The organism is Sphingobium cyanobacteriorum (assembly GCF_030580935.1).
GTDB lineage: Bacteria > Pseudomonadota > Alphaproteobacteria > Sphingomonadales > Sphingomonadaceae > Sphingobium > Sphingobium cyanobacteriorum.
Genome location: NZ_JAUQOM010000001.1, coordinates 954,762 through 978,836 on the forward strand (window position 1 = coordinate 954,762; position 24,075 = coordinate 978,836).

Genomic DNA, 24,075 nt, shown 5'->3' on the forward strand with positions numbered 1-24,075 from the left:
GCTATGCTGTCATGGCCGAACGCGCAGCGTGGCCACCGGGGCTTCGGCCGTCATTGACGATATGGTCCAGACGATCCGCTTGCCCTGCGGCGTGCCTTGCGCGCCATCTTCCTGATTCTGGCTGACGATTTCCGCATCGGTGGTCAATGTGAAGGTGCCCTTCAGCGCCTTGGCCGCCTCGTCATTGCTGCCGCCCATGCCCGCTGTCGACGGATTCTTGCCGAACCCGTTCGCAAAGCCCGGCGCCTTCACCCGCAGCCGGTCCGCCCCCCGCAATTCCACCGCGACGAACGGCAGCACAATCTGCGCATCGATGTTGAAGGGAAAGAGAAAGGCGTGGGTCAGCGTGCCGCTGATCGCATAGTCGATCTCGAACCTGTGGTTGCCGACATAGCGGGCGGCGCGGAATCCCTTTTCCTTGCTCAGCGCGGCAGCAATCGCCTGCATCTGCGCCGCATCGCCCCTGTTGTCGGGCGTGCTAAAATCCTCATCCTTCGCCGCGATCTGCATCATCGTCGGTCCGGCTTCGGCCTCCCCCTCCTGCGCGTCGTCGCTGCCGGCGGAGGGGGTCGTACCGGACAGGGCATCCTTGCCCATGTCCGACGCCAATATCTCGCCCTTATAGGCGAAGGCGAAGCTGCGATCGGCGCGAATGTCCAGATGCGATTCAAATGTGCCCGGCGTCACCAGACAGGCGGAGAGCGCCATGAGACACGCCAATGCGGCCAGGCTGCGAAACAGGCGTGTCATCGGCGTTTCCCCCATCAAGGCGACCGCCCCGCCGGTCGCTATCGCGCCGCCGCCGCATACAGGGCGATGGCTGCCGCATTGGAGACGTTCAGACTCTCCATCCGCGGGCTGATAGGCAGTTTAGCGATAATGTCGCAATGCGCCATGCTATTGTGACGCAGCCCTTCACCCTCGGCCCCCAGCACCAGCGCGACGCGCGATTCGCCGATCGCCTCGCCCAGCGTGGTGCTGGCGTCACCGTCCAGGCCGATGCGCCAATAGCCCGCTTCGGCGATCTCATCCAGCGCGCGGGACAGGTTCACTACCCGCACCCAGGGCACGATCTCCAGCGCGCCCGACGCCGCGCGCGCCAGCACGCCCGATTCGGGCGGGGCGTGCCGGTCCTGCGTCACAATGCACAGCGCGTCGAATGCGGCAGCGGAACGCAGGATCGCGCCGACATTGTGCGGGTCCGTCACCTGATCCAGCACCAGGATTGGCCGCCGGTCATCCTGGCCTTCTTCCAGCACGTCGCCCAGCCAGACATCGTCCAGCGGCTCGACCTCGGCGACGATGCCCTGGTGCGGCGCGTCGGATGGCACCATCCGGCCCATGTCGGCCACGTCGGCATAGACGATGGGCAATACCGGCGGCAGTTCCAACTGGCCCAGCGCTTCGCGCGTGCCCCAGATCTTGCGCACGATGCGGTTGGGATTGGCGAGCGCCGCTATGACGGCGTGACGACCGTAGAAGCGGGGGAATGCGCCCTTGGGCTTGGCGGAGCGATGACCTTTTTTCATGTTTGCGCTCTTTTCACATCCACCCATTGACAGGCAAGCCTCCTTTCGCCATTGAGCCGCCTCCAGCGCGGCAAGAGATGATTTTCTGCCGTGTCAGGGCACTGGACAGGTGGCCGAGTGGTTAAAGGCAGCAGACTGTAAATCTGCCCGGGTTTCCCGTACGCTGGTTCGAATCCAGCCCTGTCCACCACTGCATCGGGCCGATGCAGACGATCCTTTACGGATCGGAAACAGGCCAGTGTGGACGCATAGCTCAGTTGGTAGAGCAGCTGACTCTTAATCAGCGGGTCCTAGGTTCGAGCCCTAGTGCGTCCACCAAATTTCCAAATACTTACAGATAGTTAGACTATCTCCGGGATTGGGAATTCCATCCTCTTGAGTGGCTAGGTAGCTCTCTAGGTAGCGCGCTCCTGGAAACAGATTTTCTGAGCGAAAGTGCAAGAGAGCCGTAACGCTGGTTGTTTTCCGGCCCAGATCAAGCTCGCTTTCCAAGGCTGGCACGAATCGGCATTCTCAAAGTCGTCAGGCCTGCGGCTTATATTTGAGTTCCGCGATCCCATCCCTGCGGTACGAGGTGACCAAATGACAAATTCGGGTGCGATGATCGTGATCTGCCCGTCGTGCTCGACTGCAAATCGGGTGCCGAAGGATAAGCTTCTCGCGGGAGGCAAGTGCGGCCGATGCGGATCGCTGCTATTCCTAAAGCAGCCCTTGGTTCTCACCGCAGCCAACTTTGGTGCACACGCTACCAAAAGCGACATTCCGCTGCTCGTTGATTTCTGGGCAACCTGGTGCGGTCCTTGCCAGCAGATGGCTCCCGCCTTCACTGCGGCCGCCGGCCAACTCGAACCCAGAGTGCGTCTAGGAATGCTGGACACGGAAGCCGATCAGGCCGTTGCTGCCCGCTATGGAATCCGCTCGATCCCGACCCTGATCCTATTTTCAAAGGGGCGTGAGGTTGCCCGCCAATCTGGCGCGATGTCAGCTACTGCCATTGTCACCTGGGTGCGGCAGGCCCTTCCTGCATAGAATATGGTGCTAAATGCGGCGTCCGTATGCGAGAAGCTGGCGCTGCCAGCGGCACCGTCTCTGGCATGGGACCGAGACATTATTCAGATGCGCCTTGACGCAAAAGTTCGATAACCCGCGAGAGCTTGTCACGAACTACCTGCGCAGCCTTCGTCAATTCTGGATTATCGATTGCCTGCATTGAGGCCACCGGATCAATCGCGGCAACTTCGACCTCGCCGGAGCCGTACTGTTGGACAATGACATTACAGGGCAGCATCAGCCCGACCTTGTCTTCCACCTGCAACGCCTCATGGGCCAGGCCTGGATTGCACGCCCCAAGAATTGTGTAAGGCCGGAAATCGACGTCGATCTTCGACTTGAGTGTCTGCTGGATATCGATCCGGCTGATGACACCAAACCCTTCGGTTTTAAGGGCAGCTTCGGTGCGCGCAATGGCATCATCGAACGGACCCTGAAGCTTGGCGGCCATATAGTACGTCATCTTTGATCCTCTCAAATTCAGCAGTTCGGCCAAATCAGCCTATCACGCCGACTCGCCAGCTGTTTGCGGCAATCAAACCACCGCACGCGCAGTGACTGATTGGCGTTCCATCGAGTGTGCGCTTCACAGCTTCAAGGTGCCAACAAGAACTGCTGTCAAACTGCACCCGAATGCAGTCGTCTGCGTTGTTCATCGTCAGCACCTTGATGCCGTGCGTCATCCCCCGCTGGCCGGTTGAGGCTCCATTGGTCCCACGTCCGTGAGATTTTCTTCGTCCTTTTTCCGATGAACCAGAGCATAGAGCGCTGGAAGAACGAGCAATGTGAGTATCGTCGAGGAAATGATCCCGCCGATCACGACAGTCGCGAGCGGCCGCTGCACTTCGGAACCGGCACCGACGTTCAGCGCCATCGGTACGAAGCCGAGCGATGCCACGAGAGCCGTCATCATCACCGGGCGCAGGCGTGTCAGCGCGCCCTCGCGCACCGCCTCTAGTGCTCCCAGGCCGCGTTCGCGCAGGTCGCGTATGAAGGACAGCATGACGACACCGTTGAGCACCGCAACACCCGACAAGGCGATGAACCCGATCCCGGCGGAGATCGACATCGGGATCCCGCGCAATGCCAGGGCCGCCACCCCGCCAGTCAATGCGAGCGGCACGCCCGAGAAGACGATAGCCGCATCCTTCGTCGATCCGAACAGCGTGAACAGCAGCCCGAAGATCAACAGCAGCACAAGCGGCACGACCACCTGCAGCCGGGTCTTGGCCGACTGGAGCTGTTCGAACGTGCCGCCGTATTCAACGTAGTAGCCGGTCGGCAGTTCGACTTCGGCGCCGACCTTCTCCCGCAGTTCGGTGATGAAGGATCCCAGATCCCGGCCGCGCACGTTGGCGGTGATCACGGCGCGGCGCTTGCCGTTCTCACGGCTGATCTGATTGGGTCCGGCCGAGAGTGAGATGTCAGCCAGTTGTGACAGCGGTAGTGTCCCGCCGGCTGCAAGCCGAACGGGCAGATTGCCGAGTGCCGGTAAGTCCGTCCGCAGCGCTTCGGGCAGGCGCACGACGACGGCAAAGCGCCGGTCGCCCTCGAACACCTCGCCCGCCTTGCGGCCGCCAGTTGCCGTGGCCACGGCATCCTGAACCTCGGCCATGCTGATGCCATAGCGTGCGAGCATGTCACGGCGCGGTGTGACCGAGAGCATCGGCAGGCCCGTGACCTGCTCGAGCTTCACATCCTCAGCCCCGGGGATAGACGCCGCCACGTCGTTGATGGCATCGCCGCTCTTTAGCAGCTGCTCGAGGTCGTCGCCGAACAGCTTGATCGCCACATCGGCGCGCACGCCCGCGATCAACTCGTTCATGCGCATCTGCACCGGCTGGGTGAACTCGTAGTTGTTCCCGGGAATCTCCGACACCGCCTTGTTCAGTTCGGCCACAAGCTGGTCACGCGGCTTGCGCGGGTCGGGCCATTCGCTCCTGTCCTTGAGCATGATGAAATTGTCCGCGACCGATGGTGGCATGGGGTCGGTCGCGACATCGGCCGTACCGATCTTCGCAAAGACGCGCTCCACCTCCGGGAACTGCCGGATACGTTTCTCCAGTGACTCCTGCATCTGCACTGCCTGGCCAAGACTGGTGCCCGGAATACGCAGCGCGTGCATCGCGATGTCGCCTTCATCGAGGTTGGGGATGAACTCCGACCCTAACCGTGTTGCTCCCGCAGCGCTGAGGGTGACAAGCAGGACGGCAAAGGCAACAGCGAGCTTCGGCCGAGCCAAGGCCTTGTCGAGGAGCGGCGCGTACCGCTCGCTCATCCAGCGCATGACGCGGTTTTCCTTTTCCTCCACCTTGCCGGTGACGAAGAGGGCAACGGCAGCGGGCACAAGCGTCAGCGAGAGGATCAGCGCCGCCGTCAAGGCCAGCACGACGGTGGTCGCCATGGGATGGAAGGTTTTGCCCTCAATGCCTTCAAGCGCGAAAATCGGCAGATACACCGCGGTAATGATGACGATGCCGAAGATCGAGGGGCGGATGACTTCGGCGCTCGCCTTGGCCACGAGGCCAAACCGCTCGTCGCGATCGAGCAAGCGGCCCATTCGATGCTGGGCTTCGCCCAATCGTCGCAGGCAGTTCTCGACGATGATGACCGCTCCGTCGACGATCAGGCCGAAATCGAGCGCACCCAGGCTCATCAGGTTCGCAGAGGTTCGGGTCGCCAGCATGCCGGTCAGCGTCATGAGCATGGCGATCGGGATCACCGCAGCCGTGATCAGAGCCGCCCGGAAATTGCCGAGCAGCAGGAACAGGACCACAATCACGAGCAATGCCCCCTCGGCGAGGTTCTTCTCGACAGTGGCGATCGTGCGGTCGACCAGTTCGGTACGGTCATAGAGCGGGTGCGCCACCACGCCTGCGGGTAGCGAAGCTGTCGCCTGCTTGAGCTTCTCCGCAGCAGCCTGGGCAACAATCCGGGGGTTTTCGCCAGTCCGCATGAAGATGGTTCCGAGCACGATCTCCTTCGCATTTTCGGTTGCGGCACCTGTGCGCAGTTCGGACCCGATCACAACTTCGGCCACGTCACCGACGCGGATCGGCACGCCGCCGCGCGTCGCAACGAGGATCTGCGAGAGGTCTGCTTCATTGGCCGCCTGCCCGGGAACGCGGATCAGGATCTGCTCGCCGCCGCGCTCGACATAGCCCGCGCCGCGATTGGCGTTGTTGCGTTCCAGTGCCTCGACAAGATCGTTCAGCGACAGATTGAGCGCGGCCAACTGCGCCGGGTTGGGCGTGACATGGTATTGCCGTTCGTAGCCGCCGATAGTGTTCACCTCGGCCACGCCGGGAATGGTGCGCATCTGCGGCCGCACCACCCAATCGGACAGGGTCCTGAGATCGGTTGCCGTCCAGGGACTGCCATCGGGTTTGGTTGCGCCGGGCTTTGGTTCGATCGCGAACATGAAGATTTCGCCGAGCCCGGTGGCGATCGGCCCCATTTCCGGCTCGATCCCGGCCGGCAGTTGCGACCTGACCGCTTGCAGGCGCTCGTTGACCTGCTGGCGGGCGAAATAGGTGTCGGTGCCGTCCTCGAACACCACCGTGACCTGGCTCAGGCCATAGCGCGAGATCGAGCGCGTGTAGGAAAGACCCGGAACGCCGGCGATCGCCGTCTCGATGGGAAATGTGATGCGCTGCTCGGATTCGAGCGGGGAATAGCCTTCGGCCTCCGTGTTGATCTGGACCTGGACGTTAGTGATGTCGGGTACGGCGTCGATGGGCAGCTTGGTCGCGCTCCACACGCCGATGGCAGATAAAAGGGCGACAACCGCGAGGACGAACCAGCGCTGGCGAATGGAAAAGCCGATGATGCGGGCAAGCATGGCGCTATCTCTCCCGCTCAATGATCATGGCTCGCGCCCGACTTCTCGATGTCGGCGCGGATGAGGAAGGAGCCCTTGGCGGCATAAGGCGTGCCCGGCTTGATGCCGCTCAGCACTTCGGTCCACTCGGGCGATGAGCGCCCCAGCTCGAGCATGCGAACTTCGTAGTCCTGGCCGAAATTGGCAAAGACGACCTTGAAGTCGCGGAACGGCTGGATGGCTTCGGTCCGCACGGCCAGTGGCACGGTGACGGCATTCACCACCACCTTGCCGCGCAATGCCATGCCGGCACGGAGCCGCCCCCCCCGATTGGGGACAGAGGTTCGCACCAGCGCCGTTCCGGCCTCGGCATTACCTTCGGGCAAATAGCCCCCGAGCTGGCTGGCCGCGACGGGCGTGCCGTCCATGGCTTCGATTTCTACCCGCATGCCGGGCTGGATCACCGCCAGATCCTTGGGGAAGATGTTGAAGACGACCGAGGTCTGGGCGGGGTCGGTGATGACATAGAGCGCGCGATCACCGGTCACGTTACCGGGGTTGCCGTTACGCTCGGCGACCACGCCGCTGACGGTCGCATAGACCGGATAGACTTGCAGGCTCTCGCTCGACTCGATGCGCGCCAGCAATTGCCCCCGCTGGACATAGTCGCCCACGGCCTTGGTCACGCTGACGACGCGGCCCGGAAACTGGCCACGGATTTCCGAACGGGCAGATGGGTCGAGTGCGACAGTGCCGAAGAGTTCGCGTGTCTCGCCGATTAACGCCGGACCTGCGGTCAGTATCTCGATGCCGCCCGCCTTGGCCGCCTCTGCCGTGATATGCGTGCGGCCTTCGGGACTGGCGTATTTCCAGACGTGCCGCTTGCCGTTTTCGACCGCGACCACCTCGACGTCGAAGCTGTGGGGTTCCTCGACCACGCCCTGACCGGCAAGGAACTTGCCTTCGGGCTTGAAAGCAAAAGTGTTGACCTCGCCCCCCAGTCGCCGGAGCGTCATGGTCAGCTGCACGGACCCCGGATCGACCGGTTGGCCACCTCGGCTGGCATAGACCCTGAACTGCGGTTCCTGCCCGGTTTCGAACACTGTGACCTCAACGGCAAAATCGCCATCCTTCAGGAGACGCCCGCCGTTGGGGCCTTGCTCGGCTTCGGCCCCCTCCTCGCCATGTTCCGCGGGTGCCGGACCGGAACCACAGGCGGCAAGCGGGAGGGCAAGAGCGAGTGCCGCGATAGCGGCGGTGAAACGGATGTTTTTCATTGTACTTCCTCCCCGGCGACGACGTCGAAGCGTCCGGTCAGCCGGTCGATCTGGGACAGGATGTCGCGGTAGCGGGTCATTGCTTCGACCCACTGCGACTGAACCTCGATGATGGCGTCGGCACCGTCCTGCACATCGCTGAAACGGAAACCGCCGCGATTGTAGCCTTCGCGGACCTGCTGGAGTGTGCGGACCGCCTTGGGATAGACATCCTGCATGATCCCGTCGGCGCGCATCCGGGCGGCATCAGCCTCGGCCCTGAGCGAGGCCAACTGGCGCAGACGGTCAAGGCGGGCCGCTTCGGCCAGCAGTTCGATCCGTTGCCGCTCGGCCTGCGCGCGCTCGATGTTGCCCCGATTGCGGTCGAAACGGCCCAGCGGGATCGAGATCCCGGCCACCAGTGCGACATCGCCCGTCTCGCGCAGATGCCGCACGCCGCCGCTCACCGTGTAATCCTGCACGCCGCGCGTCTGTTCGACCACGACCGCCGCCTGCGCCCGTTCCACCGTGGCAGATGCAAGCGCACTGTCAGCAGCGGCCAACTGGTGCAGGTGATCGTCCGGCTTCTCGATCCCGCGCGGCACCTCGACATCTTCTGCCTTGCCGCCCCAGAACGAGGCCAGCCTCGCGCGGGCGGCATTGCGGCGTGACCGGGCCTCGTCGAGCGCAAGCCGTGCCTGGGCTACGCGAGCTTCGGCGCGGGTTTCGACGAAGAGCGGATCCTTGTAGCCGCGTACCCGGCGCAGCGCTTCGGTCTGCATGGCGCGCTCGGTTTCGAGGCGTCGTTCGGCAAGCCAGACAACTTCTTCGGCGATCTGCAGGTCGATGAATGTGCGTTGCACTGCTTCGGCGAGGTCGAGCCGGGTGAGGCGCGCCGAAGCCTCCGCGACACCGATGTCACGTTCGGCATAGGCGATCCGCGCATCGCGCTTGCCCCCGCGTTCGATGGTCTGGGCATAAGTGACGGTCGTCTCGGCCTGCCGATAGACGTCATAGGCGCCGGTGCCGGCGATGTTTTCGGCTTCGACTGACAGGACGGGATTGGGACGAACATCGGCCTGGCTGCGCCCCGCCCTTGCAGACCGGATGCCTGCCTCCTGGGCCTGGATCGCGGGCGATGCCGCAATGGCGCGGCGGACGGCCTCGTCCAGACTTACGGGTTCCGCACTTGCCGCTATGGGCAAGGCCAGCGCCAAGCCGGCCAATAGGCCGGCGCGCAATGTCAAAGTCATGGGAACACTCCTGAAACGCTTTCAGTTTGCTCGCGCGTGTCTTCGACACGCGGGGCATTCAGGGCACGTCGGGAAAGCCAGCCAATCAGGGAAACCTCGGCACCCCCGACCGGCAAATCACTCATTCGAATGGTTGAAGCCATCAACAATCGGGATGCCATCTTATGCACCGCCGGCATGATGTTCGGTGTCTACAGTCGATCCCGGGCAGACTGTCATGGATATCGGGGTGCTGTCGGGCACCCGTTCATGGTCAACGTGCGAGATTTGCACACTATCGATTGTAGAGGCGGCAATCTGCACCGAACTTGTGAAACGCCACTGCCCCCGGGAACGATATCGGTACTTCTTCCAGTCGCTTTCCTGACAGGCGACCTGCTGGCCTTGCCTCATGAACGCGATGTGAAGATGGCCGCGGCTTCGGGCGAACCAGCGCTTTTGGCGAACGTAGCCACTGACAATCGTGTGGTCGCCTTCAGCCTTTACTTTGACCCAAAGCACATAGACCGATGAATTCGGGTCAATCTGAATGGGGATATCAACACGGGCCGGGCGCGCATCGACGGGGGTAGCGGCCATGAGCGCCGCAGGCGCAATTGCGCCCATAAGCAAGTATCGCATGTGGAAATAATCCTGAAAATACCAGATTCAACGCCGGGCTGCCCGGCGCGCGCAAAGCTGGGATCTCAGGCTGCTGGGGGCTCGGTTGGCGGAGTTGGCATCAGCGAGGCGAGCGCCGCAGCCTTGCTCGGCCAGAGCAACTCTTTGTTTGCGAAGGCCAGCATCGCGCCGTCGCTGCCATCAAATACCGTCGTCATGGGGCAATGGTGATGATGATAGAGTTCCTGCGAGGGATCCGAGGAAGAATCGTCGGAGAAATCTTCGTGGGCGTCAGCATGGTGCGCATCAGCCACAAGAACTGTGGCCTGACCGTGGTCGTCATGGGCAGCGGCAGGCGCATGAAAACCGGCGCAAAGCACCGAGAACAGAATCAGGAACTGGAGAACAATGCCCCTCATCGTTTCCACCTAGCAGAGCAATACAGCAGCAGCAAACGCATCACTTGCACTGTTCCTGGCCCAGAACATGACGAAGCTCCTCTGGGATCGACATGGGCACGAAGGCGCTGACCGATGCTCGACCAGTGTTCCCCAGAGGAATGCGGCCCAGCAGCGCGCCGAGGGGTGCAAGCATCAGACGCAGAACTTGTCCGCGCGCTTCGCGCCATTCGCGCCGGGAAATGGCAAAGATCAGCATGACGGCATGGGCATGGAGGTGGAGCCGCAGGATCTGCTGAGAAAGGATATGCGCGCGTTCCAGATAGTGCCAGGCATCGGCCGCGTCCTGGCCAGCCCTCGCTTGCCGGAAAGCACCGATCTCCGCCCAATATGCGGTTTCGAGCTGCTTCATACCGGAACCCCTCTTGCCGCAAGTTCATATCGAGCCTGCCGAACCACCTGCCATCCACCTTGAAGCCCGAGAAGCGCCATGATGAGCGCGACGACGAGGTCGGGGAGGCCGCTGCCCGTCCACAGCACCACGAAGCCCGCGCCAATCACCAGCAGGTTGTTGATCGCATCGTTGCGCGAGCAGACCCAGACTGATCGCATGTTGGCGTCACCCGACCGGAAACGATAGAGCAGGAGCGCCACCGAGATGTTCGTCACCAGCGCGAGAGCGCCGATGCCTGTCATCGCCCAAGGATCGGGCTGGGTTCCAGCAACAAGGCCCCAGACCGCCGAGACCATCACCCCGAGTGCAAAGGCCAGAATGGTCAGCCCTTTGACCAGCGCGGTCCGCGCCCGCCAGACAAGCGCCATTCCGGCGACGCCAAGGCTGATCGCGTAGTTTGCGGCATCGCCCAGAAAATCGAGCGCGTCAGCCTGTAGCGAGCGGGATCCCGATGCGGCACCCGCGATGATCTCGACGAAAAACATCACGGCATTGACGACGAGCGCGATCCACAACGCCCTGCGCCACGCAGGATCATTGCGCGCGGTGTCGTCACTGCAGGAACTGGCGCAGCAACTGTCCGCCATGGCCGAAACTCCTTGGTTCGTTCGAGTCGGCCCTCTATATGCACCCTGTAGCAACTACAGGGTCAAGCGATGAAAATCGGCGAACTGTCCAGGGCGACCGGCACCAACATCGAGACGATCCGCTATTACGAGCGGATCGGTTTGTTGCCCGAACCGGCCCGGACTGCGGGCAATTATCGCTCCTATGGCGAAGCGCATCGCACGCGGCTCGCTTTCGTCCGTCATTCACGCGAGTTGGGCTTCACCATCGAGGAAGTGCGCTCGCTGCTCGATCTGGCCGACCATCCCGAGCGCGAGTGCTGCGAGGCCGACCGGATCGCCACCCGGCATCTGGCGCAGGTCGAAGAGAAGATCGGCCAACTCGTTACCCTGCGCGACGAACTATCGCGCATTATCGGTCGCTGCCGGGGCGGACTTGCCGCCGATTGTCGCGTGATCGAGGCGCTGGGGGATCACACCATGTGCAACGGAGACCACGAATGATCTATCTGGTCGTCAAAACCGCTATCTCGGCGATCATCATTGTTGTGGTTTCCGAAGTCGCCCGCCGGAGCGCTGGACTTGGCGCATTGCTGGCATCGCTCCCGCTTGTCGCCGTGCTCAGCATGATCTGGCTCTGGCGCGACACTGGCGACGCAGCGCGTACGGCCAGCTATTCGCAAGCCACGTTCTGGTACGTTCTTCCGAGCCTGCCGATCTTCCTGCTGATCCCGGTTCTGCTCAAGCGCGGCTTCGCGTTCTGGCCCGCACTCGCGGCCGGCTGCGCTCTGACCATCGTCCTGTACGTCGGCATGGCGGCGTTACTCGCTCGTTGGGATGTTCGGCTGTGAAAGCGCCTCTCCGAATTGCGTGGTACGTCCGAGCGGGCTGGCTTGGGCGAAGGACGACTGCAGGCGCGGCCTTCATCGCGATCAAGGCGAAAACGCCCCCGCTCCAAACGTAACACAACTCGCGGAAGCATCTTGCCCCGCTCTCATTCGATTTGCCCGGATGTGCTCCGGGTTTCGCGGGAGCGGAGATTAAGACGCTCGCTTTTAATGCGACGACTAATGCTGTGCGTATACGCTGGTGCGCGCGGCCCCGAAGGCAATGACGTTATACCGTTGCGCGCGAACACCCGGCACCTCCATACCCGGCGATCCGATGGGCATTCCCGCAACTGCAAGCCCACGAACACCTTTCGGGCGGCTCGCCAGTACGCGGCGCATGTCCGCAATAGGAACGTGTCCCTCGAAGGCGATCCCGTCCACGATCGCGGTGTGGCATGACACCAGGTTTGCGGGAAGACCCACCTGCCGCTGGAACGCGGTACGGTTCGCGTCATCGACGATTCGCACATTTCTGCCGAAGGCCTGCCGAACCCGCGCAGCCCATTGTTCGCAGCACCCACACCCCGGATCGCGATGCATCAGGATGTCGCCTGCCGCTAGCGCGGGGGTCGAAAACAGCGCCAGTGCCAAAACGAGCTTTCGCATATGTGATCTCCTTATCCGCGGGTGGCCGCTGAACCGCTCCGGTGTAAACTAAGGTCCAGTCCGCATTTGCCAGTACTCACATGGCAATACGCGGAGGGTAGCGGACCACCCTCCGCGCACCATTGCTTACTTGTGATCCATGCCGCTCATGTCGTGACCAGCATGCTCACCAGCCTGCTCGCCATGCTCCTTGCAGCAGGCCATTTGGCCGAGCTCGTCCTTCTTGCAGCAACAGCACGACTTCTCTGGCGTCGGTGCAGGCTCGGCTGCAAACGCGGCTGTAGAAAGCGAGAGCACCAGGGCGCCCAGAAGATACTTGGATTTCATGTGTATTCTCCAGATAAGATTGAAACGGATCGGGAAACCGGCTGGCGCGGGGGCGGTGTCGGTGGCTCGGACTTCAATCCGGACAGGCTTTGGGGCGCCCGGATCTCCGGGCCGATCCAGTCCCATCGTATGGCATTCAGATTGGTGCCGATGGCAGGCGCAGCAAAGAGGCACGCATGACAGACCCGCGCCACGTCCGGTGCGCCATGATGATGTGAGCGGTCGCCGCTTCCCGGCATGTCGCCGCATTCCATGTTAGCAGTCTGCATCGAAGCCGCTGCCGGGGCGGCACAAAGCGGTCCTGCGCCGAACGCCAATGCTAGCGCAACAATGAGAGCGACGACCGATTTCATAGCATCAAGTCCTGCTCCGTTGCGACCCGTCGGTCCAGCCAAAGTCTTTGTGCATTGCCATCAGAATCAGAACCAAACCCTGACGCCAGCGACAAAACTGACCGCATCTGGATCTTCTCCTGCGAGCCGTGCCAAACGCGCGGTGTCACCCGCCTTCCGGCTCCATTCCACGCCAACATAGGGCGCGAGCTCGCGTCGGATCTCATAGCGCAAGCGCGCACCCAGTTCGAAGTCGGCGAGTCCTGATCCCACCCCGATCACGGGCATGTCCTGAGCGGAGAAATTAAGTTCCGCTCGAGGCTGGAAGATCAGGCGCTGGGTGATCCGCTCATCGTAGCTTCCCTCAAGGCGAGCCCGGATGTCACCCTTGTCGGAGAGGAACATCTGCCCCGTCAAATGGAACCAGTAAGGCGCGATTCCCTCTACCCCGAGCACGGCATAAGTCCGCGAGGGATTGGGCACTATATCGTGCCGCAAGCCGACATGGGCATTCCAGAACGGCGAGATGGCACGTGAATAGAGTGCCTGGATTTCCAGATCCTCGATCGGCTCGCCGAATGCGCCCTCGCCCTCTGTTTTGATCAGGAGGCGCTCGACGTCACCGCCGAACCAGGCCTCGCCTGCCCAACGATAACCGTCCCTACCCTTGCGCGCCTGGAATTCGGCGAGATCGAAGAGCACCATCGACCCGCTGAAGGCTCCATTCTCTCGCCGTAAAGCTTCGCGCGCGCGCGCCATCTCAGCGGGATCGAACACGGTATCCGCGGCATGGTCGCCTGGCGGCGCAGGGGCGGGAGCAGTTCCGATAGCCGGATCACCCTCGGACATGCCCGTCATGGCATTCATATCATGGCCGGAGTGATCGATGGCTTCAGGCCGTGGCGGACCGGCTGGCTTAGGCTCGGCAGCGTGTCCGGCATGGGGATCGACTGCGACAGGCGCGGGAACTGCAGCTTCGGGCTGACTATGGCCGGAATGGTCCATTGCAGCCGGCGCTGCCTCGCCTCGAGCAACTGTGCCGGGCGCATCCTTCATTTCCATGCCTGGCATGGAGGATTGGGCCACCGCAAAGCCGGGCGTTGCCAACAAGACAGCAGCGCTGATGAGAAGGGTCGCCTTCATGCCGCGTCCTCCTCATGGCGCACGGTCACGACCCGGAACATCCCCGACATCATATGCAGCAGCATGTGACAGTGGAATGCCCAGTCGCCGAGCTCATCGGCAGTCAGATCGAACGAGACCCTGCCGCCGGGCAGGACGTTGACCGTGTGTTTCAGCGGATGATGGCCGGGACTCCCAGTAACCAGTTCGAAGAAGTGTCCGTGCAAGTGAATCGGATGGGGCATCATGGTGTCGTTAATGAGATTGATGCGCACCCGCTCCATGTGGCGGAACGGGATTGGCTCCGTATTTTCGCTGAACTTCTCGCCGTCGAAGGACCACATGTAGCGCTCCATGTTGGCGGTCAGGTGCAGATCGATCTCGCGTGACGGCGTGCGCTTGTCTGGATTGGGCGCGAGCGATTTGAGGTCGCGGTAGGTCAGCACCCGGTGCCCGACCTTCTCAAGACCGGTCGGACGTTCGCCCGTGCGGTCCATGGGCATTGGCGAAAGCGTCGCAACGCCTGGTCCCATTTTGACCTGCGGCGCGACCGCGGGATCGCGCATCTTCATCGAGCCGTGATCCATCCCGGGCATGGCGTGGCCCATGGCTGCGTGATCAGCTGTACTCGCATCGGCACCGGGTGCAGCCATATCGCCCATGCCCATGTCCTTCATGGTGAGCAGCGGACGTTCGCGGATTGGCGGAATCGGCGCGACCATGCCGAGGCGCGGAGCAAGCGTCGCGCGCACCTGACCGGAGCGATCGATGGCCTCGGCAATGAAGCCATAGGCCTCGTCGGCCCTGGGTTCGACGATCACGTCATAGGTCTCCGCGATGCCGATCTGGAATTCGTCGGTCTCGACCGGCTGCACGTTTTGCCCATCTGCGGCGACCACCGTCATCGCGAGACCCGGAATCCGGACATTGAAATTCGTCATGGCGGCTGCATTGATGATGCGCAGGCGCACCCGCTCGCCAGGTGCGAACAGTCCGGTCCAGTTCGCGGCACTGTCATGGCCGTTGACCATGAAATGATAGGTTGCGCCGGTGACGTCGGAAATGTCGGTCGGGTCCATCCGCATCCCGGCCCATATGCGGCGTTCGGAGGCCGACTGGTCCTTGCCCGCGAGCAGGCCTGAGAGGGTCTGCTTCTGCATGTTGAAGTAGCCAGGCTGCGCCTTCAGCTTCCGCAGCTGGGTATGCGGATGCATGAAGCTCCAGTCGGCGAGCATGATTACATGTTCACGGTCATAGGCGACCGGATCGGGCGCGGCGGGATCGATGACGATCGCGCCATACATGCCCATCGCTTCCTGCATGCCGGAGTGGCTGTGATACCAATAGGTGCCAGACTGCTTGACGGGGAACTCGTACACGAAGGTCTGGCCGACCTTGATCCCCGGAAAGCTCACCCCCGGCACGCCGTCCATCTGGAAGGGCACGAGCAGCCCGTGCCAATGAATTGAGGTTTCCTCGTTCAGCGTGTTGTTCACCGCGAGGCGAACCTTCTGGCCCTCCTTTAACCGGATGACCGGGCCCGGTGTCGCACCGTTGATGCCGATGGCATGCCCATCACGTCCGCCGACCCGGAGCGAGGCATGACCGATGGATAGTGCGATTTGCTCCCCGGACACCACGGACATCGGGCCTGCGAGGCCAGGAGTTCCACTGCGCGCCCACGCGGGGAGCGCTGCCGAAAGCGCGAGGCCCCCGCCCCCCAAAGCAGCCGAACGAATGAGGGTACGGCGATCGAGCGCAAAAGAATGCATGAGTGGTATCCGGTAAGATTGACGGCTTCATCGTCCTTTACGCAGCCGCTTTCCCTAGCCCTCAGATCTGGTCGCCAATCATCGCCTTTAATTTCGCCCTGGCCCGGTAGAGGCGGGTCTCGACCGTCTTCTCGCTGACACCGAGCACCTCGGCAGCTTCGGCCTGGCCGAGGCCATCGATCGTGCGGAGGACCAGGGCCTCGCGCAGACGGGATGGCAAGCGGGATATGGCAGTGGTCACGCGCGCCAGCTCGGCCCGGTCTGCCGCTTGCACATCGGCGGGAATGGCATCGTCTGAAACATCGAAAGCCATCTCGAGCGGCACTGCGCGCGTGAAGAAGGCGCGCACCTTGCGCCTTCGTCCCCAGTCCCGGCACTTGTTGAGCGCAATGTGCTTGAGCCATGCCAGAAACGGTCGCCCATGGTCGTAACGCCCAAGGGCCGAGAACGCGGCAATGAAGGTTTCCTGGGTGACGTCGATGGCCTCGTGCGGATCGCCGACTGACGCTCGCACCAAGCGAAACACAGCGTCACGGTGGCGCGCCAGCAATTCGCGATAAGCGTCCTGCCGGCCCGCGAGCGCCAGTGCCGCGAGCTCGCCGTCGCTCCCCTCGGACAGCGGAAGGCTCACCGCACTTCTGGGGTAAGGGCTCTGGTAACCGACCTGTCGAATTTGGCCGCCTGATCAGGCCTCAGGACGGCGCGCATGGCAAAGAGATGCTCAAGCGTTTCCTTCTGCATTTCACCCATGACCTTGTGGGTGTGGTCGATGGCGGTGGTGACTTGCGGACCATAGCCGTGCTCCAATTCCATCGCTTCGGCCAGATGGGCATTGGCGGCCCGCATCTCGAGTTCGAGCGCCTTGCGGCGTGTGGCAAAACGCTGCTCGATTGCCTCGATCTTTGCTTCCTGTGCGGCATCGAGTTCGAGCTCGCTGTGCAGCAAGGCGTGGAGTTCGGTCTCGCTCTGCCTTTCCCGTGCGAACAGGACGCGGCCAGCATAAGTGCCGCCCAGCGCCGCTGCAAATGCGACAAGCGCGATCAGGATCAGCCGCGTGGTCCAATTCACGGGTGGACATCCAGCAAGGTCGAAGGTGCGAGGGGATTGTCAGGCGCAAAGGGAGAGATGGGCTGAGCCGTGGCGGGTTCGCCGCCCGCTAGTCCGCCACCGGCTACGCCGACCACCAGCGCCAGGGCTGCGGCAAAACCCATCAGCCGCGACCCAGCCGCAGCCTCACGGCGGCTCGCAGCCAGTCCGGCAAGCACAGCATCGTCGATAGTCGCCAGCCCCGAAGGAGCCGGAAGTGTGCCCAGGCGGCGGAGCGCCTGATCAAGGTCGGACATGGTGGGTCTCCCGAGGTCTTGTGATCCTATACGCAGCCATATCCCCGATCCCTCAGAAAAATTGAACCAGCCCAATTTGAGGGATGCTGTTCCGGGCCGCGTATCTCAACCTGATAGCCATTTCCAAGGAGATAACTGATGCGTTTGCCCAGCCTTGCCTTTGCCGTTGCGACTCTGGGGCTCATCGTGCCGCAGGTTGCCAGCGCGCATACGCAGCTCGTGTCTTCGACCCCGACAGCCAATGCCACGGTCGCAGCGCCGACAAAGGTCGAACTGCGCTTCAATGAGGCCGTGATCGGCGCAACGGCAAGGGCCGAGATCGCAATGACCGGAATGCCGGGTATGCCAAACCATGCGCCGATGCCGATCACGGGTTTCACCGCCCGGCTCGGCAATGACAGGAAATCGATGACTTTGCTGCTCCGTCGGCCGCTGGCCAGCGGGACTTACCGCGTGACCTGGAGCGCGGCCGGAGCCGACACACATCGCATGGGCGGCAACTTCAGCTTCACCGTGCGCTGAAGACATGGACAACCTGCCTGTCATCGCCATCCGGTTCGCGCTTTACGCCGATCTGATGGTGCTGGCAGGTGTGACGGCCTTCACGCTTTACGCGCTGAAACCCGAGGAGCGAGGCACTGCCTTGCTGCCGCTGGCCAAACCTGCCCTCATCCTTTCGCTGCTCGGACTGCTGCTGTCTGGCGCCGGCATGATTGCGCTTGTCGCAGCCATGATGGGGACAAGCCTCTGGGCAGCCGATGCCTCGGTCATCGGGGAAATCGTCACACAGAGCGCCATTGGCAGCGCCTGGGTCGTGCGTATGGTGGCAGTTGCAATTGCCTTGGTTGCCGCCCTCGCGCTTGGCCGAAGCCCACACCTTGCAAGATACTGGCTGCTTGCTTCGACGGCGGTGGCTATCGCCACGCTGGTCTGGACGGGCCATGCCGGCGCAACCGAAGGGTGGACCGGAACTCTCCACCGGCTGAGCGACATCGTCCACATGCTGGCGGCGGCTGTTTGGATCGGCGGAATTGCCGCGTTCGCCTGGCTGCTCTTTCAGCCAATGGCGCACCAATCCGATGCGCAGATCAGGATAGCGCATCGGGCTCTTGAACAATTTTCGCGGGTTGGGACGCTTGCGGTCGGGTTGATCGTTCTCACGGGCCTCATCAACAGCCTGAGCCTGATGGGCTTGCCTCATCCGGACACCTTGTTCGCTTCGCGCTACGGAAAACTCCTGCTCATCAAGCTCGGACTGTTCGCTGCCATGCTGGTGTTGGCGAGTGCCAACTGTTGGCGCCTAACGCCCACACTAGGTGCAGCAATCGAACAAGACGACCTCGCCCACGCGTTACGCGGTCTTCGGCAAAGCCTGGTTCTGGAGTCGTCTGCTGCCCTTACGATCCTCGCCTTGGTGGCCTGGCTGGGTACGCTGGAGCTTGCCATCGCGAAAGGATGAATTACTGCTTGACCCTGACATGATGTCAGGGTTGATGAAGCTGGCGACCAGAGGAGCATGAGGCATGACCGAGTCGCAACACAACCACGCGCATTGCGCCCATTCCGGACCGGAAACCCCGGGAACGGCTATCGACCCCGTTTGCGGAATGAGCGTCGACCCGGCGACCACGCCGCATGTCACGACCCACGGCGGCGTCCATCACTACTTTTGCAGCGCTGCCTGTCTAACCAAGTTCAGGGCTGATCCAGAGCGCTATATGAGCGATGCGCCGCGCCCGACAGAACCGGTGCCAGAAGGCGCGATCTGGACCTGCCCGATGCATCCGGAGGTCCAGCAGTCCGGGCCGGGAAGCTGCCCGATCTGCGGCATGGCCTTGGAACCGATGACGCCGACGCTCAACGATGGACCGTCGCCCGAATATGCCGACATGAAGCGGCGCTTTGTAATCGGCCTCATCCTCGCTTTGCCGGTGGTTGCACTCGAAATGGGCGGGCATCTGACTGGACTGCGCCATTATCTGGATGGAAACATCGCCAACCTGATCCAGATGGTTCTGGCGACGCCGGTGGTCCTGTGGGCGGGTTGGCCATTTTTCGAACGCGGCTGGGCCTCGGTGAAAAGCGGTCACCTCAACATGTTCACCCTGATCGCAATGGGAACGGGCGTCGCCTGGATCTACAGCATGGCGGCGACGCTCGCGCCCGGCATTTTCCCGGCCGCGTTTCGCGCAATAGACGGCTCAGTCGCGGTCTATTTCGAGGCAGCGGCGGTCATTACCGTGCTGGTCTTGCTTGGCCAACTGCTTGAACTGCGTGCCCGGGAAACAACCAGCGGTGCGATCCGCGCATTGCTCGACCTTTCGCCCAAGCTCGCCCGCCGGGTTCGTCCCGATGGTAGTGACGAGGAGATCACACTCGACCAGGTTCTGGTCGGCGACACGCTACGCGTTCGCCCTGGCGAGAAAGTTCCGGTTGATGGCGTGGTGCTGGAGGGCCGCGGCACCGTCGATGAATCGATGGTGACTGGCGAGTCCATGCCGGTGACCAAGGAGGCATCGTCGAAGCTGATCGGTGGCACGATAAACCAGACCGGCGGCCTCGTGATGCGCGCCGAGAAGATCGGGCGCGATACCATGCTGGCGCGCATCGTCCAGATGGTAGCAGAAGCCCAGCGCAGTCGTGCGCCGATCCAGCGGCTTGCCGACACCGTGTCGGGCTGGTTCGTGCCGGCGGTGATCGCGGTCTCAGCGATCGCGTTCGTCGTCTGGTCCCTGGTCGGCCCATCGCCGGCAATGGGCTATGGCCTGATTGCCGCGGTGGCCGTGCTGATCATCGCCTGCCCCTGTGCGCTTGGCCTCGCAACCCCGATGTCGATCATGGTGGGGGTCGGACGCGGTGCCCAGGCCGGTATTCTCATCAAGAATGCCGAGGCGCTCGAACGCATGGAGAAGGTCGATACGCTTGTCGTGGACAAGACCGGCACGCTTACGGAAGGCAAGCCTGCGGTGGTCGCGATTGAGACGGCCGAGGGGTTCGACAGCCGCGAGGTGTTGCGCCTTGCCGCCAGCCTCGAACGCAGCAGCGAGCATCCGCTGGCTCTCGCCATTGTCAGGGATGCCGAAGCCAAAGGACTGGCAATCAGCGAACCGGGCGACGTCGATCAGCCAGTCGGCAAAGGCATCACCGGAATCGTCGATGGACATCGGCTTGTTGCTGGCAATGCCCGCTTTCTTGAGGAGCAAGGGATCTCGACTGCCCAACTGGCGCAACGTGCCGACGCCCTGCGCGCTGACGGGGCGACCGCAATTTTCCTTGGCATCGATGGCCGTGTTGCGGGTGCTATCGGCATTGCCGATCCGGTTAAGCAGACTACGCCTGGCGCGCTCAAGGCACTGGCCGAAGCGGGCATCCATGTCATCATGTTGACCGGAGACAACCGCGTCACGGCAGACGCCATCGCCCGGCGCCTTGGTATCGACGACATCGAAGCCGATGTCCTGCCCGACCAGAAGAGCGCGATCGTGAAGCGCTTGAGGGACGAAGGCAGGATCGTGGCGATGGCAGGCGACGGTGTGAACGACGCCCCTGCGCTTGCCGCTGCCGATGTCGGCATCGCCATGGGCACCGGCACAGACGTTGCGATTGAAAGCGCAGGGATCACCCTGCTCAAGGGCGATTTGACGGGGATAGCGCGTGCCCGGCACCTCAGTCATGCAACCATGACCAACATCCGGCAGAACCTGTTCTTCGCCTTTGCCTACAACGTCGCTGGTATCCCGGTGGCTGCAGGCGCGCTCTACCCACTGTTCGGCATCATGCTTTCACCGATCATCGCAGCGGCGGCAATGGCGCTTTCCTCGGTCAGCGTCATCGGTAATTCGCTGCGTCTCAGGAGGATTGCGCTATGAGCCTTTCCAGCAAGCGCGCGTGGTTGCTGGCCGCGGCATCGGGCGCGCTGATCGCCGCTTTCCTGCTCTATCCGGAACACCGGCAGCACTTCTTCGGGCTGATCCCTTACGCATTCCTGTTCGCCTGCCCGCTGCTGCACTTCTTCCATGGCGGCCACCACCAAGGACGCTACCCGAAGTTCGGCGAACAGCGGCCATGAACATCGGACAGGCATCGAAGACCACTGGCGTGTCGGAGCGGATGATCCGGCACTATGAGCGCGTAGGGTTGATGCCGCCCCCTGACCGACGCGACAATGGTTACAGGGATTATTCGCCGCAATCGATCGAGCGCCTGCGCTTCATTGCCAACGCCCGCGGCCTTGGCTTCTCGCTTGAGGAGATCACCACTCTCCTCGGCCTATGGGACAACCGCGAGCGGACGAGCAGTGAAGTGAAGGCCGTTGCCCTGGCGCATGCCGATGACCTTGGTCGCAAGGCCGCAGCACTTGAAGCCATGCGGCGCGCCTTGCTGGAACTGGCCGAAGGGTGCAGCGGCGACAGCAGACCCGATTGTCCGATCCTCGACGGGATCGCAGTCAGTTGACCAGATCCTCTGGACACCTGCACATCGATGCGGTCGCTCGCGAACACATCCGGACGGAAAGATTGCTCTTAATCAGCGGGTCCTAGGTTCGAGCCCTAGTGCGTCCACCATCTTCCCCTTACTTTTCAAGCAGTTACCTCCATATCCAGATCGGGTGGCATAGATCGATTGTGTGCTAGGTAGCTCTCTAGGTAGCAGCGCGCCAATGCAGCGCTGAGGTTGCTCAAGCGCTACGCATCAGCGGTCTTGGTGGTGGATTCAGCGTCTGCGAGTGGTCGTCTGCCATAACGCGAGTCGTCGGATCACGTACCAACCACTGCGTCGGCTAATCCCACCTCGCGTCTAAGCAGAGACTATGCCGCGCTGCTGCGGATCGCGCCGGGTGGTGACGATCCCGCGTGGCTTGTTAAGCATGAAATAGACCCTGTCCTACGCGATGATGGTCAATACCAGCCCCGCGGCATCATCCGAAGCGTCACAACATCCGCTTGTGCAAATTCAAACGGTCAAGCATCCTTCCCTCATGTTCAAGTCTGTTCTCTGCATCGCCGTTCTGCTTTCGGCCGTGTCCAGTTTGCCCGCTCCTGTTGAGGCACAGGCCCGACCGCCTCTTCCCGTGACGGTGCTCGCACATATGAACGGGCTCGATGCCAGGTGCACCGCTGCCGGTGGCAAGCCCGGCGACGGACGCTTTGTGATAGCGCAGGATTTTACCGGTGACGGCCTGATCGATTACCTCCTGTCGGAAGGCGATTACCGCTGCACCGGTCGTCCGGGACTGTTCCGCAAAGACGGTCAGGCCCGGGTTGATGTCTTCGTAACCGACCGGGCCGGCGCCGCGCGCCGGGTCTATTCCGACACGCTGATGGCCTATCGGGTGCTGGCTGGCCGACCCGCCAGGGTGCAGATCGCGCGCAAGGGCGCGCTGTGTGGCGCCGGGACACCTCCACAGGGACAGTGCGCGGCGCAGCTTGCGTGGAATGGCACCTCTTTTGGCGAAGCCGTATCGGTAACCCGCGGAGCCGGCGCAGCCTCGCCCGGACCGACTGCACGATCTCCGGCGACAACCCGGCCAACTTCCGAAACGACGTTTCTGACGAGTTGCCGCGCGGACTTGATGCGCCGCGATGCCAGCGCAGCCCGCTGGGCTGACGAAGAATGCCGGACCAACTGGCAGAAAATCGTGGCAAGCGGCCCTGCAGCCGACATGCTGTTGGCGGTCCTGCCCGCTGCGGGGAGTGGCAAGCCGTCGCTAACGATGACGAAGCAACGGGCATCAGGAGTCCGCTGGGCTACAAGAGCAAAGCCGCCTGCGCTGGCGACCGGAACACTGCAGCAGCTGGAAGTCGCGATAGAGGGAAGCGGCGCGCCCGCCACTGTCTCGATCAACTGGGCAAAGGTGGGCGTAGAAATCCCTTACGACATCGCCGGCGCCCTGCGCCTGCGCGGGATCGCGATCACCGAAATGTCCTGCGAAAAGATCGGGGTTGGTGCGGGATCGCGCACTTATGCTGGGACATCGACCGGGGGAGTGCCGTTCACCCTGACCATCAACCAGCAGACCGCGCCACTGGGGCACATGCAAAGCTATTACTCAGCCACTATCAACCTGGAAGCTGGACATCCGCCGCGTGGTTCGATGGGAGACTGCGATTTCTGACGATTGCGCTAATAGCAGTGGATCTTGCCGGTCGAGGCGTGACCACACGATCAGCCAAGTATTGCATGGCAGCGCGCGCGGTAGGAGGCTCAAAGCTTAGGCAGCCCTGCAAGCTCCACGATATCATAGAGCCGCGTCGGCGCCGTGCTGATCAGGATGCGGAAGGTCCGCGCGACGGTCCAATCAGGATGACAGCGTTCCACCAACCTGATGATGTCGCCGGAAGCAACCGTTCCCGGCGCGCGCACGCCCCGTCGAGTGCGGGTTAGCCGCATCTCGCCGGTGACCGTGAGCGTGGTGGTGGAGGATGGATCTTCCAATCGTAGGAAACATATTACTATAGCTAATATATCTCCGCAGCCATTTCGAAAAATCGCTCCAACGATGTCCTTGCATCGGATTACGCGAATGATCCGACGAAACCAATCTCTTCACGTTCCTTTCCACCAGATTGCAATCATCGACTCAGCCGGAAAGCTGCCCGACATTTTTACCCTATGGGGCACAATCCAGCATGCAGTGAGAACGGCGGAGCAATATTCGACCACGGTAGCGGCGGGATAGTCCTGCTGCGGGCGGCGTAAAAGTCGTCCACCTTGAAGCCTTTCTGCCGAGTCAGGGAGGTGTGGGGATCTACAGCGT

General features: G+C 62.4%; 28 protein-coding genes and 2 tRNA genes. 11 read left to right on the forward strand and 19 right to left on the reverse strand.

The features are described 5' to 3' along the window. Positions 1-9: 9 nt before the first annotated feature. A complete protein-coding gene (locus Q4610_RS04640; RefSeq protein ID WP_304534819.1) occupies positions 10-750 on the reverse strand; it encodes a hypothetical protein in 741 nt (246 codons plus the stop codon). Between the two features lie 38 nt (positions 751-788). After that, positions 789-1,529 carry a 23S rRNA (guanosine(2251)-2'-O)-methyltransferase RlmB gene (gene rlmB / locus Q4610_RS04645; RefSeq protein WP_304534820.1) on the reverse strand — a complete coding sequence of 247 codons (741 nt, stop codon included), beginning with the start codon at positions 1,527-1,529 and terminating at the stop codon, positions 789-791. Positions 1,530-1,632: 103 nt separating this feature from the next. On the opposite strand from rlmB, the gene Q4610_RS04650 reads away from it, so the two are divergent. The 3 genes from Q4610_RS04650 (at position 1,633) to trxC (ending at position 2,558) form a co-directional block, all read left to right on the forward strand. Continuing rightward, positions 1,633-1,719 (forward strand) — tRNA-Tyr (locus Q4610_RS04650). Positions 1,720-1,771: 52 nt separating this feature from the next. Then, positions 1,772-1,847 (forward strand) — tRNA-Lys (locus tag Q4610_RS04655). Positions 1,848-2,111: 264 nt separating this feature from the next. Next, positions 2,112-2,558: a thioredoxin TrxC gene (trxC, locus tag Q4610_RS04660; RefSeq protein ID WP_066557096.1), complete on the forward strand. Its 447-nt coding sequence runs from the start codon at positions 2,112-2,114 to the stop codon at positions 2,556-2,558. 79 nt (positions 2,559-2,637) lie between these two features. Here the strand turns inward: trxC and Q4610_RS04665 are convergent, their stop codons facing one another. From Q4610_RS04665 to Q4610_RS04700, 8 genes are all read right to left on the reverse strand, one after another. After that, positions 2,638-3,030: a DUF302 domain-containing protein gene (locus tag Q4610_RS04665; RefSeq protein ID WP_258536916.1), complete on the reverse strand. Its 393-nt coding sequence runs from the start codon at positions 3,028-3,030 to the stop codon at positions 2,638-2,640. A 228-nt stretch (positions 3,031-3,258) separates the two neighbouring features. Continuing rightward, positions 3,259-6,420 (reverse strand): efflux RND transporter permease subunit, encoded by a 3,162-nt coding sequence (locus Q4610_RS04670; protein WP_144901086.1) that lies wholly within the window; start codon positions 6,418-6,420, stop codon positions 3,259-3,261. 17 nt (positions 6,421-6,437) lie between these two features. Continuing rightward, complete coding sequence (locus tag Q4610_RS04675; RefSeq protein WP_066556664.1) at positions 6,438-7,676, reverse strand: efflux RND transporter periplasmic adaptor subunit; 1,239 nt, start codon at positions 7,674-7,676, stop codon at positions 6,438-6,440. Beyond that, positions 7,673-8,908, reverse strand: coding sequence for a TolC family protein (locus Q4610_RS04680; RefSeq protein ID WP_144901088.1), 1,236 nt, complete (start codon positions 8,906-8,908; stop codon positions 7,673-7,675). The genes Q4610_RS04675 and Q4610_RS04680 overlap by 4 nt, the downstream gene beginning before the upstream one ends. Positions 8,909-9,070: 162 nt before the next feature. Next, on the reverse strand, positions 9,071-9,529 hold the full coding sequence (locus Q4610_RS04685; protein ID WP_144901090.1) for a hypothetical protein: 459 nt from the start codon (positions 9,527-9,529) through the stop codon (positions 9,071-9,073). A gap of 65 nt (positions 9,530-9,594) precedes the next feature. Continuing rightward, a complete protein-coding gene (locus Q4610_RS04690) occupies positions 9,595-9,927 on the reverse strand; it encodes a hypothetical protein (RefSeq protein WP_066556655.1) in 333 nt (110 codons plus the stop codon). Positions 9,928-9,967: 40 nt separating this feature from the next. Then, a complete protein-coding gene (locus tag Q4610_RS04695; protein WP_066556653.1) occupies positions 9,968-10,318 on the reverse strand; it encodes a DUF3703 domain-containing protein in 351 nt (116 codons plus the stop codon). Next, the gene (locus tag Q4610_RS04700; RefSeq protein WP_027443900.1) at positions 10,315-10,947 is read right to left on the reverse strand and encodes a cation efflux transmembrane domain-containing protein; all 633 of its coding nucleotides are present in this window, start codon (positions 10,945-10,947) and stop codon (positions 10,315-10,317) included. Before Q4610_RS04700 ends, Q4610_RS04695 begins: the two co-directional genes overlap by 4 nt. Positions 10,948-11,016: 69 nt before the next feature. Between Q4610_RS04700 and Q4610_RS04705 the strand changes: the two genes are divergently transcribed. Further along, on the forward strand, positions 11,017-11,430 hold the full coding sequence (locus Q4610_RS04705) for a MerR family transcriptional regulator (protein WP_066556650.1): 414 nt from the start codon (positions 11,017-11,019) through the stop codon (positions 11,428-11,430). Beyond that, positions 11,427-11,777 carry a DUF3147 family protein gene (locus Q4610_RS04710; RefSeq protein WP_066556635.1) on the forward strand — a complete coding sequence of 117 codons (351 nt, stop codon included), beginning with the start codon at positions 11,427-11,429 and terminating at the stop codon, positions 11,775-11,777. The genes Q4610_RS04705 and Q4610_RS04710 overlap by 4 nt, the downstream gene beginning before the upstream one ends. A 216-nt stretch (positions 11,778-11,993) precedes the next feature. Here Q4610_RS04710 and Q4610_RS04715 read toward each other — a convergent pair whose 3' ends face one another. From Q4610_RS04715 to Q4610_RS04750, 8 genes are all read right to left on the reverse strand, one after another. Next, a complete protein-coding gene (locus Q4610_RS04715; protein WP_066556631.1) occupies positions 11,994-12,422 on the reverse strand; it encodes a DUF411 domain-containing protein in 429 nt (142 codons plus the stop codon). A gap of 126 nt (positions 12,423-12,548) precedes the next feature. Further along, a complete protein-coding gene (locus Q4610_RS04720) occupies positions 12,549-12,749 on the reverse strand; it encodes a hypothetical protein (RefSeq protein ID WP_066556628.1) in 201 nt (66 codons plus the stop codon). Further along, positions 12,746-13,102: a hypothetical protein gene (locus tag Q4610_RS04725; protein WP_144901092.1), complete on the reverse strand. Its 357-nt coding sequence runs from the start codon at positions 13,100-13,102 to the stop codon at positions 12,746-12,748. The genes Q4610_RS04720 and Q4610_RS04725 overlap by 4 nt, the downstream gene beginning before the upstream one ends. Before the next feature lie 66 nt (positions 13,103-13,168). Beyond that, on the reverse strand, positions 13,169-14,224 hold the full coding sequence (locus Q4610_RS04730; RefSeq protein ID WP_304534821.1) for a copper resistance protein B: 1,056 nt from the start codon (positions 14,222-14,224) through the stop codon (positions 13,169-13,171). Further along, a complete protein-coding gene (locus tag Q4610_RS04735) occupies positions 14,221-15,975 on the reverse strand; it encodes a copper resistance system multicopper oxidase (protein ID WP_066556623.1) in 1,755 nt (584 codons plus the stop codon). Before Q4610_RS04735 ends, Q4610_RS04730 begins: the two co-directional genes overlap by 4 nt. A gap of 61 nt (positions 15,976-16,036) precedes the next feature. Further along, positions 16,037-16,606, reverse strand: a complete 570-nt coding sequence (locus Q4610_RS04740) for an RNA polymerase sigma factor (RefSeq protein WP_066556621.1) — start codon at positions 16,604-16,606, stop codon at positions 16,037-16,039. Further along, complete coding sequence (locus tag Q4610_RS04745; RefSeq protein ID WP_304534822.1) at positions 16,603-17,043, reverse strand: Spy/CpxP family protein refolding chaperone; 441 nt, start codon at positions 17,041-17,043, stop codon at positions 16,603-16,605. Before Q4610_RS04745 ends, Q4610_RS04740 begins: the two co-directional genes overlap by 4 nt. Further along, positions 17,040-17,318, reverse strand: coding sequence for a hypothetical protein (locus Q4610_RS04750; RefSeq protein ID WP_066556616.1), 279 nt, complete (start codon positions 17,316-17,318; stop codon positions 17,040-17,042). The genes Q4610_RS04745 and Q4610_RS04750 overlap by 4 nt, the downstream gene beginning before the upstream one ends. Positions 17,319-17,456: 138 nt before the next feature. Here Q4610_RS04750 and copC point away from each other — a divergent pair, with 138 nt between their 5' ends. The 6 genes from copC (at position 17,457) to Q4610_RS04780 (ending at position 23,433) form a co-directional block, all read left to right on the forward strand. Then, positions 17,457-17,840 carry a copper homeostasis periplasmic binding protein CopC gene (gene copC / locus Q4610_RS04755; protein ID WP_066556615.1) on the forward strand — a complete coding sequence of 128 codons (384 nt, stop codon included), beginning with the start codon at positions 17,457-17,459 and terminating at the stop codon, positions 17,838-17,840. 4 nt (positions 17,841-17,844) lie between these two features. After that, entirely contained in the window at positions 17,845-18,777 is a 933-nt protein-coding gene (gene copD, locus Q4610_RS04760) for a copper homeostasis membrane protein CopD (protein WP_066556613.1), read from the forward strand. A 64-nt stretch (positions 18,778-18,841) separates the two neighbouring features. Beyond that, positions 18,842-21,187: a heavy metal translocating P-type ATPase gene (locus tag Q4610_RS04765; RefSeq protein WP_066556612.1), complete on the forward strand. Its 2,346-nt coding sequence runs from the start codon at positions 18,842-18,844 to the stop codon at positions 21,185-21,187. Continuing rightward, complete coding sequence (locus tag Q4610_RS04770; RefSeq protein ID WP_066556611.1) at positions 21,184-21,387, forward strand: DUF2933 domain-containing protein; 204 nt, start codon at positions 21,184-21,186, stop codon at positions 21,385-21,387. The genes Q4610_RS04765 and Q4610_RS04770 overlap by 4 nt, the downstream gene beginning before the upstream one ends. Beyond that, positions 21,384-21,773 carry a Cu(I)-responsive transcriptional regulator gene (gene cueR / locus Q4610_RS04775; RefSeq protein WP_011445792.1) on the forward strand — a complete coding sequence of 130 codons (390 nt, stop codon included), beginning with the start codon at positions 21,384-21,386 and terminating at the stop codon, positions 21,771-21,773. The genes Q4610_RS04770 and cueR overlap by 4 nt, the downstream gene beginning before the upstream one ends. A gap of 436 nt (positions 21,774-22,209) precedes the next feature. Then, on the forward strand, positions 22,210-23,433 hold the full coding sequence (locus tag Q4610_RS04780) for a hypothetical protein (RefSeq protein ID WP_304534823.1): 1,224 nt from the start codon (positions 22,210-22,212) through the stop codon (positions 23,431-23,433). Between the two features lie 89 nt (positions 23,434-23,522). Here Q4610_RS04780 and Q4610_RS04785 read toward each other — a convergent pair whose 3' ends face one another. Further along, a complete protein-coding gene (locus Q4610_RS04785; protein ID WP_304534824.1) occupies positions 23,523-23,753 on the reverse strand; it encodes an MOSC domain-containing protein in 231 nt (76 codons plus the stop codon). Positions 23,754-24,075 lie beyond the last annotated feature (322 nt).

Coding starts and splice junctions, on each gene's coding strand:
- Q4610_RS04690 (WP_066556655.1), bottom strand. CDS start 9,927: ATGAGGGGCATTGTTCTCCAGTTCCTGATTCTGTTCTCGGTGCTTTGC.
- Q4610_RS04680 (WP_144901088.1), bottom strand. CDS start 8,908: ATGACTTTGACATTGCGCGCCGGCCTATTGGCCGGCTTGGCGCTGGCC.
- trxC (WP_066557096.1), top strand. CDS start 2,112: ATGACAAATTCGGGTGCGATGATCGTGATCTGCCCGTCGTGCTCGACT.
- Q4610_RS04700 (WP_027443900.1), bottom strand. CDS start 10,947: ATGGCGGACAGTTGCTGCGCCAGTTCCTGCAGTGACGACACCGCGCGC.
- Q4610_RS04720 (WP_066556628.1), bottom strand. CDS start 12,749: ATGAAATCCAAGTATCTTCTGGGCGCCCTGGTGCTCTCGCTTTCTACA.
- copD (WP_066556613.1), top strand. CDS start 17,845: ATGGACAACCTGCCTGTCATCGCCATCCGGTTCGCGCTTTACGCCGAT.
- Q4610_RS04705 (WP_066556650.1), top strand. CDS start 11,017: ATGAAAATCGGCGAACTGTCCAGGGCGACCGGCACCAACATCGAGACG.
- Q4610_RS04750 (WP_066556616.1), bottom strand. CDS start 17,318: ATGTCCGACCTTGATCAGGCGCTCCGCCGCCTGGGCACACTTCCGGCT.
- Q4610_RS04695 (WP_066556653.1), bottom strand. CDS start 10,318: ATGAAGCAGCTCGAAACCGCATATTGGGCGGAGATCGGTGCTTTCCGG.
- Q4610_RS04675 (WP_066556664.1), bottom strand. CDS start 7,676: ATGAAAAACATCCGTTTCACCGCCGCTATCGCGGCACTCGCTCTTGCC.
- Q4610_RS04665 (WP_258536916.1), bottom strand. CDS start 3,030: ATGGCCGCCAAGCTTCAGGGTCCGTTCGATGATGCCATTGCGCGCACC.
- Q4610_RS04715 (WP_066556631.1), bottom strand. CDS start 12,422: ATGCGAAAGCTCGTTTTGGCACTGGCGCTGTTTTCGACCCCCGCGCTA.
- Q4610_RS04725 (WP_144901092.1), bottom strand. CDS start 13,102: ATGAAATCGGTCGTCGCTCTCATTGTTGCGCTAGCATTGGCGTTCGGC.
- Q4610_RS04730 (WP_304534821.1), bottom strand. CDS start 14,224: ATGAAGGCGACCCTTCTCATCAGCGCTGCTGTCTTGTTGGCAACGCCC.
- rlmB (WP_304534820.1), bottom strand. CDS start 1,529: ATGAAAAAAGGTCATCGCTCCGCCAAGCCCAAGGGCGCATTCCCCCGC.
- Q4610_RS04770 (WP_066556611.1), top strand. CDS start 21,184: ATGAGCCTTTCCAGCAAGCGCGCGTGGTTGCTGGCCGCGGCATCGGGC.
- copC (WP_066556615.1), top strand. CDS start 17,457: ATGCGTTTGCCCAGCCTTGCCTTTGCCGTTGCGACTCTGGGGCTCATC.
- Q4610_RS04780 (WP_304534823.1), top strand. CDS start 22,210: ATGATGGTCAATACCAGCCCCGCGGCATCATCCGAAGCGTCACAACAT.
- Q4610_RS04735 (WP_066556623.1), bottom strand. CDS start 15,975: ATGCATTCTTTTGCGCTCGATCGCCGTACCCTCATTCGTTCGGCTGCT.
- Q4610_RS04685 (WP_144901090.1), bottom strand. CDS start 9,529: ATGCGATACTTGCTTATGGGCGCAATTGCGCCTGCGGCGCTCATGGCC.
- cueR (WP_011445792.1), top strand. CDS start 21,384: ATGAACATCGGACAGGCATCGAAGACCACTGGCGTGTCGGAGCGGATG.
- Q4610_RS04640 (WP_304534819.1), bottom strand. CDS start 750: ATGACACGCCTGTTTCGCAGCCTGGCCGCATTGGCGTGTCTCATGGCG.
- Q4610_RS04670 (WP_144901086.1), bottom strand. CDS start 6,420: ATGCTTGCCCGCATCATCGGCTTTTCCATTCGCCAGCGCTGGTTCGTC.
- Q4610_RS04710 (WP_066556635.1), top strand. CDS start 11,427: ATGATCTATCTGGTCGTCAAAACCGCTATCTCGGCGATCATCATTGTT.
- Q4610_RS04765 (WP_066556612.1), top strand. CDS start 18,842: ATGACCGAGTCGCAACACAACCACGCGCATTGCGCCCATTCCGGACCG.